At 31.7% G+C, this 13,048-nt stretch carries 6 protein-coding genes and 1 pseudogene; 3 read left to right on the forward strand and 4 right to left on the reverse strand.

Going from position 1 to position 13,048, the window contains the following annotated elements; translation table 11 throughout:
* Window positions 1-93 precede the first annotated feature (93 nt).
* Both V6U76_RS01745 and V6U76_RS01750 read left to right on the forward strand, forming a co-directional pair.
* Window positions 94-906: a ParA family protein gene (locus V6U76_RS01745; RefSeq protein ID WP_333023302.1), complete on the forward strand. Its 813-nt coding sequence runs from the start codon at window positions 94-96 to the stop codon at window positions 904-906.
* Window positions 896-1,738: a ParB/RepB/Spo0J family partition protein gene (locus tag V6U76_RS01750; RefSeq protein WP_333023304.1), complete on the forward strand. Its 843-nt coding sequence runs from the start codon at window positions 896-898 to the stop codon at window positions 1,736-1,738. Before V6U76_RS01745 ends, V6U76_RS01750 begins: the two co-directional genes overlap by 11 nt.
* A gap of 71 nt (window positions 1,739-1,809) precedes the next feature.
* Here the strand turns inward: V6U76_RS01750 and V6U76_RS01755 are convergent, their stop codons facing one another.
* Entirely contained in the window at window positions 1,810-2,472 is a 663-nt protein-coding gene (locus tag V6U76_RS01755) for a glycoside hydrolase family 25 protein (RefSeq protein ID WP_333023305.1), read from the reverse strand.
* Between the two features lie 442 nt (window positions 2,473-2,914).
* Here V6U76_RS01755 and V6U76_RS01760 point away from each other — a divergent pair, with 442 nt between their 5' ends.
* Window positions 2,915-3,259: a hypothetical protein gene (locus V6U76_RS01760; protein ID WP_333023306.1), complete on the forward strand. Its 345-nt coding sequence runs from the start codon at window positions 2,915-2,917 to the stop codon at window positions 3,257-3,259.
* Between the two features lie 405 nt (window positions 3,260-3,664).
* On the opposite strand, the gene gyrA is transcribed toward V6U76_RS01760, so the two are convergent.
* The 3 genes and pseudogenes from gyrA to ileS form a co-directional block, all read right to left on the reverse strand.
* Window positions 3,665-6,328 carry a DNA gyrase subunit A gene (gyrA, locus tag V6U76_RS01765; RefSeq protein WP_333023307.1) on the reverse strand — a complete coding sequence of 888 codons (2,664 nt, stop codon included), beginning with the start codon at window positions 6,326-6,328 and terminating at the stop codon, window positions 3,665-3,667.
* A gap of 604 nt (window positions 6,329-6,932) precedes the next feature.
* A pseudogene (locus tag V6U76_RS01770) lies at window positions 6,933-9,573 on the reverse strand (hypothetical protein).
* 68 nt (window positions 9,574-9,641) lie between these two features.
* The gene (gene ileS / locus V6U76_RS01775; protein ID WP_333023308.1) at window positions 9,642-12,788 is read right to left on the reverse strand and encodes an isoleucine--tRNA ligase; all 3,147 of its coding nucleotides are present in this window, start codon (window positions 12,786-12,788) and stop codon (window positions 9,642-9,644) included.
* Window positions 12,789-13,048: the final 260 nt, after the last annotated feature.

The raw sequence follows: 13,048 nt of genomic DNA on the forward strand, positions 1-13,048 counted from the left end.
CCAAGAATGGAAACACTAAGCTATAAGATTTTTATAGTGAAAAAATCCATATACACATATATACTATTGAAATAGTCATGTGCAGCAAAGAACTTGAGTAAAATCATTGCAGTAGTAAATCAAAAAGGCGGTGTAGGTAAGACCACTACTAGTATAAATTTATCTACTGCTTTTGCTGCAATTGGTAAAAGTACTTTACTAATAGATCTAGATCCTCAGGGAAATGCAAGCACCGGTCTTGGATTCTCGTATAAAAGCAGAGCAAAAAATATATATAATGTTCTCTTAAATGGTGATTCTATCTTCTCTTCTATTTTTAATACTGAAGTTCCAGGGTTATCATTAATTTCCTCAACTGTTGACTTATCAGCTGCAGAAATTGAGCTTTCAAATATGGAGAAAAGAGAATTTGTATTAAAAAATGCACTGGCAGAAATAGTAAATGATTACGAATATGTTATGATTGATTGTCCTCCTTCCCTTGGACTACTCACTATAAACTCACTTGCTGCAGCAAATTCAATTATTATTCCGCTTCAATGTGAATTCTTTGCTTTAGAAGGTTTAAGTCATTTAATAAAGACAGTAGAGTTAATCAAGAAACATATTAATCCACATTTATACATAGAGGGTATAATATTGACAATGTATGATAAGCGTAATAAATTAAGTGAACAAGTTGAGATCGAAATTCGTAAGTATTTAAAAGATGATGTCTATAAAACTATAGTGCCACGTAATGTTAGGTTATCAGAAGCTCCTTCTCATGGAAAACCAGCTATAGTATATGATTTAAAATGCTCTGGTTCTCAGGCTTATATTTCTTTAGCAAGAGAAGTTCTGGCAAAACAATTAAAAACTAATAACATAGAAAAAGAAGTTGAATTAGCCAAATATGAGAAATGAGCGGAGATTAGGACAAGGTTTATCAGGACTGATATCAGGAACGGCTGCGCAGGAAAAACTAGAAGATTATTTATCTACATCGCTGCTTCATGCTGGTAAATTTCAACCTAGAAAACACTTTGATGCAGAATCGTTACAAGAGCTTGCAGATTCCATAAAGAAAAATGGCATTGTACAGCCTATTATAGTACGTAAAGATTTGGAAGATGGAGGGTATGAAATAGTGGCAGGAGAGCGTCGTTTTCGTGCAAGTAAAATTGCAGGTTTAAGTAGAATACCTGTCATCATAAGAGATTTAAGTGATAAGGAATGTTTAGAGATATCAATAATTGAGAATGTACAGAGAGAAAATATTAACCCAATAGAAGAAGCTGAAGCGTATAGAAGGTTGATAGACGAATTTTCTTATACGCATGAGGAATTAGGATCTATTGTAGGTAAAAGTCGCAGTCATATAACTAATATGACTAGAATGTTATTGCTTTCTAATGTCATCAAAGAAATGGTTAGCAAGAAAAAATTATCTGCAGGGCATGCACGTGCACTCATTAATGTTAAAAATGCAGAAGAAGTTGCAAAAAAAATTATCTCTCAGGAACTGAGTGTAAGACAAACTGAAAGCTTAATACAAAAGTTACAAAACTTAGATCAAGATAACAAAATTAGTAATGAACTGGAACAAAAGAATAATATAAAAGAAATAGAAAACACTATATCTTCTAAACTAGGGCTTACCGTAAAAATTAATGATAATAACTCCAAAGGAAAAATTACTTTACAGTATAACAATATTAATGAGTTAGATTTAATCTTAAAAAAACTAAGTGATTAATAACTTTCTAAAAATTAGCATTAAATAAATCTGGTAGTTAAGCTACCAGATTTATTAGTAAGTACCTTCAGCTACCTATGTGTTTCACAAAGACATACTGTGCCATGTTTTTGTATACCACTTATTGTACCTTTATCAGTATAGTTCCAGTAATCATAACTTTTTCCTGCTTTTTGCCAATCTTGAGGTATCATAGGTTTTAATACATGCCAATGAGCAACGAACAATGGATACTTAGAAAAATCATGTGCAGTACTTGCATAATATTGATCCCAAGGTTTAGGAGAGGTATGTATAATGACATTATAATCTTCATTTTTTAGCATTGTCAGCAAACTATCCAGGTTATCAGCTCTTTCTTTATTAGTGTGTTTAGTAGGATCATCACACTCTGTTTTGTGTTCTGCATCGCAAAGACCGATAGTTGCAGAAATGAAAAGCTTATCTCTTTTTATATCAAATTTAGCTTTTTTTAAAACATTAATAATATTATCATGCTGTTTTTTAGGTGTCGAAGTCATTCTAAATACATGAAAAGCACCAGCTTCTATATTATTTTCTTTTATATTACTAAAATTATACACGAACTTTTCATCTTGAAAAGTTTCGCCTTCAGTTGATTTAGCAAAAGCAAATCCTGCTCCAGCATTAGCAACATCTTTCCAACTAATATCACCATCCCAATGAGAAACAGCTACCCCCTTTTTAAAAGAATTACCACTTTGTTGTATCATATAATCTCCTTATAATAAATTGCTTTATAGACATTATCTATCATTTAATAATTAAAAAAGTATTAAAACCTATAATCAAAACTGTTAGATATGTAGCCTTATGACAAATAAGGGTTAATTATAAAAAGTAAACCCACCAATACTTCTATTAACCACTTTCAATTAGCAACCGATTCTGGAATAAACGCTATGCTGGTTTTGTGCCGTTAATTCTAAAGCTTAATAGCTCTACATCCCAAGAAAATATCCTGCTCTGATCAAGCAATCACTGCTTAATTTAAAGATGCTTTATATCTTAGATGGACAGCTGTTATGTTACCCAGAATAGCGAAATATTTTAGGAAAATCTATGCGAAACTACAACGAATTATGTCCATTCGTCATACCATGTTCATTCACATTGAATTGATTCCAATCACCTTCTGATGAAGGGTTAACACTGTTGCCATTTCCTTTAAGATCCTTAACACCTTCCTTAAGTGTATTAACACAACTAAATGCTCATCCTATCACATTACCCACAACATTAACTCCTTCTGTAATGGACCTATTTATCTCATCAACTTTTCGTTCCCTAAAAACATACGTTGCGATCCCTGAACCAATAGCAAGTAGTAATGATACTCCAGTAATTATTGCGAGTGGCATTACTCCTAGTGATAATACCCCTAAACTAATACTTAATGCTCCCAAAGATAAAGCAAGTGTAGCGCTAGCAGCAATAACAGCTGTTGTTCCGCTAATATATGTTAAACCTTTAAAAAATCTTGTTTTTTTGACATTGTAACTCCTATATAAAAATATTATTAATATTAAGAATACACTAGATTTCTTAATATGTCAATTATTTTATTAAAAATATAATATGGTAAAATAAGAAAAAGTCTTTTCTATGTTTTAACGCATGGAAAACTTGTGGGCACGTAGTCATTTTTCCTGTAGATCAAGGGTTTGAGCACGGATTTATAGATATAAAAATTTGACGTAAGTGGATTTGCATAAACCTATTTATCTCTTTTTGCATTAGTGAAACTTTTAAACTCTGCTAAGCAATATAAAAAGTACCATGTACGAAGATAGCATGCTAAAGCAGATACTGTTGATTAATAGATAATCTTTTAGACAACCTTTTCATGTTTGTCAGTCATTTTCAAATCTTAAAAAGATATCTAGATTTTGTAGCATAATTTTGCTATACAATACCTGTATCTTCTATTTTAGCAACTGATACAACCTTTTCATTGTTTTCTGTTCTAAATAAAGTTACCCCTTGTGTACTGCGTCCTGCAATTCTTATATCATTCACTGAAATTCTGATTAACTTTCCTTTATCTGTAATAAGCATAATTTCATCTTTTTGCTCAACTGGAAAACTTGCAACGACATTACCGTTTCTATGAGTAGTTAAAATGTTGGTAATACCGGAACCACCTCTACCTGTTATTCTATATTCATAGGCAGAAGTCCTTTTACCAAAACCATTCTCTGTTATAGTTAAGATAAATTCTTCATTTACTGTTAATTTTAAAAATGATTCGTTATCTATTTCTGATTTATCTAAAATTTTTTCCAATTTTGGATTTATTGAATTGCTGCTTGCAGTTTCAAGCCTCTTATCAAGCGATATCTTTAAATAAAATTCTTTCATTTCTGTAGTAATTTCTATTCCATTTAAAATAGTCATTGAAATCACGCTATCTCCTTCTGCAAGTTTTATACCTCTCACTCCATCTGAACTTCTGCTTTTAAATTGACGTACATCGCTTGCAATAAACCTTATACTTTTTCCTAATTTTGTTGAAAGTAATATATGATTATTCTCATCACATACCTTAACTGAGACTAATTTATCATTCTCATCTAATTTTATCGCTATTTTCCCATTGCTTGGAATATAGTCAAAATCTGCTAAGGAATTACGTCTTATGCTCCCATGAGTGGTAGCAAAGACTATGTTAAGGTCTTGAGTATCTTCACTTGGTAAAGGCATAATATTAGTGATTGTTTCACCATCAATCAGAGGAAATATATTAATAAGTGCCCTACCTCGCGCTGTTGGTTCTGCTAAGGGCAATTTATATACTTTTAATCTATAAACTCTGCCAATATTTGAGAAGAATAAAACGCTAGTATGGGTATTACCAACAAATAGTTTAATAATTATATCTTCTTCTTTTAAACCTTGTCCTAACTTTCCTTTCCCACCACGACGCTGAGTTCTATAATGAGAAAGCTTTACGCGCTTAATATAACCATTCATTGTAACAGTTACAACCATATCTTCTTGTGGGATAAGATCTTCAGCTTCAATATCCGTCTCTGATTCTTCTATTGTTGTTTTTCTTGCTACAGCAAACCTATTTTTTATCTCTTGTAAACTTTCTTTTATTTTTTTTATGACCTTCTCTTTTGAGCGAAGAAAATCAACATACTCTTTTATTAAATTCACCATTGAGTAAAGCTCAGCCTCTAGTTTATCTTTTTCAAGGCCAGTTAAACGCTGTAACTTCATTTCAAGAATAGCTTTTACCTGCAAATCAGTAAGCTTATATACCTCACCTTCTAAAAAGCTTGTGCTATCTGAGATTAGTTCTATTATTTTTTGTATCTCAATGGATGTTTTCCACTCTTTATTTAAAAGCTCTTTACATGCTTCTGCAGGATCTTTAGAACCTCGAATAATTTTTATTACTTCATCTATGCTAAGCACTGCAATGTAAAGTCCTATAAGAATATGCGCTTTTTCTCTTGTTTTTCTTAAGCGAAATTCCGTTCTTCTAATTAATACTTCTTTTCTAAAATCAATAAAGGCAGCTATGATCTCCTTTAGTGACATCAGTGTCGGTCTATTATTATGTAATACTAATGTATTAACGCTAAAACTACTTCTTAGTGGAGTTAATCCTAATATTTGATTTAAGATAAAATCTGTGACAGCATTTTTTCTAAGCTCAATTACTACTCTAATGCCTGATTTATCAGATTCATCTCTAATCTCTGTTATGCCATCAATTCTTTTTTCTTTAACTAATTCACCAATTTTTTCAATCAGTTTTACCTTGTTAACTTGATAAGGAATTTCATCAATAATTATTGCTTGCCTTTCTTGTGGTAAATCCTCTATATGAGTTTTACCCTGCACTGCAATAGAACCTCTTCCTGTTGTAAATGCTGACCTTATTCCTGCTTTACCAAGAATCATTCCACCTGTTGGAAAATCTGGGCCTGGTATTACTTCCAGTAATTCATCCAAAGTAACTTCTGGATTATCCATATACAAAATAGAGGCATCGATTATTTCTCCAAGATTATGAGAAGGAATATTAGTTGCCATTCCAACTGCAACACCACTTGCACCGTTTACTAATAAATTTGGAAATTCTGCAGGGAGTACAACTGGTTCAGTTTCATGCCCATCATAATTTGGCCTAAAGTCAACTGTACCCTCATTAATATCATTAAGTAAAAAATGAGATACTCTCTGAAGCCTAGCTTCTGTATATCGCTCAGCTGCAGGTGGATCACCGTCAATTGAACCAAAGTTACCTTGCCCATCAATAAGTGGTAGGAGTAAAGAAAAATCCTGTGCCATTCTAACAAGTGATTCGTAAACTGGTACAGTTCCGTGCGGATGGTATTTACCGGTAACATTACCTGTAATCCTTGCACATTTCCTATAAGGTTTACCTGCTTCAAATCCACCTTCATACATGGCATATAAAATTCTTCTATGTACTGGCTTTAAGCCATCTCGTACATCAGGTATAGCGCGACTTATAATAACGCTCATTGCATAAGAAAGGTAAGAATCTTCTAATTCTTTTACTATTGATACAGGTACTATGTTGTCTGGCATTTTAATATCTTCTTAGGGTTTAATGATTAATCTTAACATGTAATTGCATAAATAAAAACCCATTGTAATAGAAAATTATGTATGTAAATTAATGGTTCACTATGATACCCACTACATCTTACGCTATAGTTGTTGAGTCTTTTTAAATAGGAATTATATTAGATTTTTCATGCAGATTTTCCTTACAGAACAAATAAATAGACAAGACGTGTAATTGAGTCATACTAAAGCAAATACAACTAGAGGTATAAAATGGCATTAACGTCAAAATTATTGGACGAAAGAGTTATAAAATTGTCAAAAAAATACTGAAAAAGGTCATAAATAACCTATATGTTTTAAGAAAATTGCAAGCAGTAATTGTAGCCAGAAAAAGTAATATAAGCGAGTAGCAAGAAATCTCAAGGACTGAGCTAACTGAATAGATTAAGCACTTGGAAGAACAGAAAACCCCTACAGAACTGCGAAGAAAAATTATATTAAACATTTGATTGCTGGAATTTATAATCTAGAGTTATCTATGTGAGTGATTCAAGGGGTATCTAATATTTTCAAAAAATAAAGTAATTTGGTCGCTATAAAACATCTTACTATTTTAAAATATCTATCTTATATTAGCAATCCCATTTATTTCACCGCTTGGCTGTGCCAATCTCACTTTATCCAATTTACTTTCAATCTTGCATTCGATATCCTTAAAAAATCTATCCCTCATGCCAAACAAATGATTTTTAATTTCAGGCCATACAACATCTTTAAATGTTTCTCCATTATCAGAAAAGACATCACCTATCAAACTTCCAGCTTCCTCATAACCTGACTCAAAGTATTGAAGAAATGTCTCAATTTCCTTATAAGTGTCATGTGCCACATTTAACGCTTTTCCTTCTGTACTCTTATCCCCCTGCATCGCAACAACAAGTCCTGTTTTAAGATACCCCCAACCTGTCTGAATAGCTTTCATAGGTTGCCGCCATACACTTATATCACTTTTTGGTACATTATTTATTATATTTTCCACCAATCTATTTATCAAAGGAGACAATAAATCTTGGCAAAAATGTTTGATATTATCCTTAGTTTTAATTACAGGATATTTGATGCATTTCTCTGCTAAACAGTATTCAAGTTCCGCTTCCTCTAATAACTTCTTGATTTCTGCTTCATTAAAAGTTTCTTCCTTGAGCCTCTCCAGTAACTTATCCTCTATTATTGCAAATTTTATTTTTTCGCGAGATTTGAGTTCTTCTCTATAATTATTTTTTGTTTCTTCATTTATCAATAATTCCTCTTTTTCTAATTCTAACTGTTCTAATGTTTCTAGAATTGCTTTATTCCTTTTGAATAAAACCTCTATTGATCTTGTAACTGAATGCGCTTTTTCCTTGTCATTTTGTTTATCTTGTAAATGCTTATTTTGATCTTTTAGTGCTTCTTTTAATTCAGATTCTTCTAAATGCTCTTTATCTTGCGTGCGAAAAGTTCAATCATTTTTGCTAGATCTGACTCACCGTATCTTTCTAGTGTTTTACATAAATCTAAAACACCATCTTTTTGTTTTTGAAGCAACCTTTGTATTTTATATTTTTTTATCTCTAAATACGCCTCTTCTATAAAGTCATTTATTTTAGCTGAAGCTTCCTTATCAGATAGAACCTTTACTTTTTTTTCTAAATCTTCAAGCTGCTTCCTTAGGCTTTGCTTCTCCTTATCCGGTATACCTTATTGACTTAACTCACCTTGAGCTTTTTTTATTACTGATTTTATCAGCCTGCGCTCAACCTCTTGCTCATCATATTCAAATTTAAAAAGGTCTTCTAACCTCCTTTTTAAGGTGCCATCTGTTAAGCTACTGTTCCCATGTATTTCTTTTAATTCCTTATATCTATTGTTATACCTTATTTGACTTATTCCTCTTAAACGTTCAATCTCTTCTTTCGCATTATCCAAGGCTTTCTCTGTTGCTTGGGGATGATTATTTTTATAAATATCAATTGCTTTTCTTTCAACTATTTTGCCTTTCTCTTTAAGCTCTTTCCAGTCCGCTTTATATACAGAAAATTCATCGTCCTTTAAGTTTTCTTGTACTTTTATTCCCACACCTTTCAAATCTTTTATTATCACTTCTTTTTCACTTGGTAATTCTTTACATTGGCTTTTTAATTCTTGTTCTATTAACACTCCTTTTAGTCTTTCTTCTAACGAAAAATCTTCTTTTTTATATCCCGTACAACTTTAATTGTTTGTATAAAAGCAACTTGATAGGCATTGTATATGAAGTGACTTATCAACTTAGGATCTATACTATCTACTACCTTCAGTCTGAATTCGTTCAACAATTCCTTTAGTTTATCATATGTTATATCTTTCTTGTCTAGCTTCATCAGCTCTTCCATAGTTTTCGCAAACTCTTGAATAGAAGCTGTAAGCAAATCCTTGATCTCATTACGTAAAGGCTTAAGACCATTTTTTAAATTGATATTAGCTGATAATTTCAGTATAGTATTATGTTATGAATCACGTTCTACATTGAACAAACCACTATCTTTGCATAAATCTCTAAGCAACTGTTTGAATTGTGGTGGAAACTTAACTTCCATACCCAACTTAATATCTGTTTCAATAGCATCCATTTCATGAAAAGATACCCCAATATTTCGGTGTTCATTCTTATACAGCCCACTACTCACTTTAAGAACATCAACTAAAGAATGAAATAGTTCCCTATTTAAAAGATAAAAAATAGCTAAAGCTGGTGTTGCAGGAATAAGCAAGAGTAGAAGTATAGGTATACTAACAAGGACAACTATTAAAGAAAGAATACCATATACCAATCTTTTCGCTGTACTTTCACTTACTTCACTTTTTTTTGTTTTATTCTCCTCTGAACTGATTTTTGTCTTATCATTTGTTTTTAATTTATTATATATAACTAATCCTAATGCGGTAAAAACTATATAAGGAAACATTAAAACCGATAGTGCCAAATTCAATACCCGTTTTTCCGAACAAGCTCGGTTTACCTCTTTAAATATTATACTTAATACGTTATATCAGGAAGTAAAAAAGTCAGAGTTATAATCCTCATAGTGAAATATACTGAGTGGAATGTTAAAAGCAGCTACTTGTTTAATTAACCAATCTTCACCTTCCAAAGTAACATTGGCAATAGATTCTACTTTATCCAAGTTATCACTATTGTTGTTTAAGTTAACAACTTCCGTACAACCTACAACAGCATTCATACTATAATCTTATCTAATGACCTTAAGTATAGCATAAATATTGATAATCTTGCAACTTTATTAAAAATCTAACGCTTAATACTAATACTTAAATCTTTATATTCTTTAGAATAAAAATTAGCTCCAATTTCTATATTGATATCCAAAGATAAGGAAAGGGTCTGCTCTTTTATATACTCATTCCATTTTTTTATTGTATCTTGAAGTCTTTTATCTTCTGTCTTTATTACTACATTAGTTCGATCTGATATATGAAACCCAGCTTGTTTTCTAGCTTCCTGAATAAATCTTACTATATCTCTTGCAAGTCCTTCTAGTATTAATTCATTATTTAAAGTAGTGTCAAGTACTACAATTCCTTTGTTGTTGTCAAATACAGAAGAAAATTTACTATTTGTTTTAAGTATCAATTCATACTCCTCTTTTTCTATAATAATCTCATCTCCAAGTAATATATTCTCATTCTCAACCTTCTCCCATTTTCCTTGTTTCACATATTGAATCAAATTTTGCACCTTATCTGGAATCCTTTTTCCAAGTAATGAAAAATTCAGTTTTAATTCTAGTGATGAAATTTCTTTTAGTTTATTTACTATTTCTAATTTCTTTACGTTTACTTCGTCCTTTATCATTTCTTGATATTCATCTGTAAAAGAAGAATAGTGGTAAATAGTCATGCTGCTTAGTGGCTGTCTTGTACGTATATTACAAGCATTTCTAATAGATAGCGCAGAGTTACATATTTCTCTAACAAGATCCATTTTTATAATAAGTTCATAATCAAACTTTTCTAATTCTGGAGAGGTAGCTAAATGAACAGATTTTTCTTCATATTTTAAGCCCTGCCAGATAGCCTCTGTTATTAGTGGCAAGAAAGGAGCTGCGGCTCTCAGTATATAATAAAAAATTGTGTATACAACATTATGAGCAATAAGTTTGTCTTGTTCTAAATCATTCCTCCAAAAACGCTCACGGCTGCGTCTTATATACCAATTATTTAGTGCTTCAAAAAAATCTATTAAAACTCTGCAAGCTGCTTGAGAATTATAGTTATTCATAGAGATATAAATTTTTTGCACAGTTTCAAAGCACTTAGAAGTTATATAACAATCCATTGTACCTGCATAATGTATGCAAATTTCAGCTTTAATATTACTTGCATTTGCATACATTGTAAAAAAATTATAGCTACTCCAAATAGGTTTTATTACATTTCTTAGCACATCCCGCACTAAATTTCCTTCTTTATCAAGTAATAAATTGCCACCACAAACTATGGATCCAGAAAGCATAAGAAAGCGCAGCGCATCAGAGCCAAATTGATCAAAAACCTCCATCGGGTCTGCATAATTGTTTAAACGCTTAGATAATTTCTGCCCTTTAATATCTAAAACTACACCATGACATATGCAATTTTTGAATGGTTCTTTATCAAATAAAGCAGTAGATAATACAAATAATGTATAGAACCAACCACGAGTTTGTGCTATGTATTCAGTGATAAAATCAGCTGGAAAATTATTCTCAAATAATTCCTTATTTTCAAATGGATAGTGAACCTGTGCAAATGGCATTGAGCCAGATTCAAACCAGCAATCAAATACATCAGGCACACGGCGCATGATCGACTTTCCAGTTGGATCATTTGGATTTGGTCTTGTTAAACTGTCTATAAATGGTCTATGTAAATCATATATTTTAACATTAAAATCCTTTTCCAATTCTTCTATCGAACCATAGACATCAACTCTCGGATGCTTTGTATCGTCTGATTTCCACACAGGTATCGGTGTACCCCAAAATCGATTGCGTGAAATTGACCAATCATGTGCACCTTCAAGCCATTTACCAAATTGACCATCTCTAATATGATTTGGAATCCAGTTAACTCTTTTGTTTAATTCTATCATTCTATCCTTGAACTTTGTAACAGCAACGTACCAAGAAGGCATAGTACGATAGATTAAAGGAGTATCAGTTCTCCAGCAATGCGGATAATTGTGAATATATTGTTCAGTCTTAAACCAATTCCCCTGTTCTTTTAATTTCTTTATTATTGTGTCGTTTGCTTCAAAAACATTGATGCCAACTAAATCTGATACTTCAGTTGTAAATTTTCCAGCGTTATCAATCGGACAGATTGCAGGAATATTATATTTTTGACATAAATAAAAATCTTCTTCACCAAATCCAGGTGCAGTATGAACAACTCCTGTACCGTCTTCTTCAGTCACATAATCAGCAATGAAAATATGAAATGCATTTTTTGTATTTTTGAAATAATCAAACAGTGGTTTATATGAAAGACCTGCAAGATCATCAGCTTCAAGCTCTATATTGCATTCTGAATAAAGAGTATTATTCTTTGCGCAGTAATCAATAAATTTCTTCAAGTAACTTTTAGCAAAGATATAAACTTCTCTATTTAAAGATACTGCAGTATATTTAATACCCATTCCTATTGCTAAAGCTAGGTTACTAGGAAGAGTCCAAGGAGTTGTAGTCCAGGCAAGTAATTTACATTTTTGTGTATTGCCTTTAAATTGTTTTGGTTTTTCTAAAAGCTCAAATGCAACTGTTACCGCTTTACTTGTCTTCTCTCTATAAGCATTATCTAGCCTTGTTTCAAAATTAGATAATGGAGTTTCACATGCCCAGCTATAAGGAACAACACGTACTGATTCATACACTAGCCCTTTATTATATAGCTCTTTAAATGCCCACATGACCGATTCCATAAAAGACTTATCCATGGTCTTATAATCATTATGAAAATCCACCCATCTAGCTTGTCTATTAACATATAATTCCCACTCTGATGCAAATTTCATGACAGAAGAACGGCAGTGATTATTAAATTTTTCTATGCCAAACTTCTCTATTTCATTTCTACCAGATATTCCAAGTTCTTTCTCAGCACCCATTTCAGCTGGAAGTCCATGGCAATCCCAACCAAATCTTCTTTCCACACGCTTCCCTAGCATTGTTTGATATCTTGCAAATGCATCTTTTATGAAACCAGTGAGTAAATGTCCGTAGTGGGGCAAACCATTTGCAAACGGAGGCCCATCGTAAAATACAAAGCTGTTGTTCTTAGAACGTTTTTCCACTGACTGCTTGAAAATTTTATTTTCCTGCCAGAATTTTATAATTTCTTTTTCAATTGATGAAAAATTTGGACTGCTAGTTGTTTCAGGGTAATGCTTTTTTTGCATATTTATTTATAAATATATTAATGCATAAGAATATCTAATTTTCTTCAAAACAACAAGATTATACTATGATAATAGTAGAAAAATCTAATCACTTTTTAATTGATTTAATTATTTCTACAGTTATACTTATTAAATAGTTATGTTTATACTAGAGGACAAACATGCCACCAGAGTTCTTAAATAAATTATCTAAAGATGCTGAGTCTTATGGAATAGAAACTTCAAAGTCTTTAATATTCTGATTAAACTTTGAAGTTTCA

Origin of the sequence: Wolbachia endosymbiont of Pentidionis agamae (genome assembly GCF_036711655.1) — a bacterium.
In the GTDB taxonomy this organism is placed as follows: domain Bacteria; phylum Pseudomonadota; class Alphaproteobacteria; order Rickettsiales; family Anaplasmataceae; genus JAZHPY01.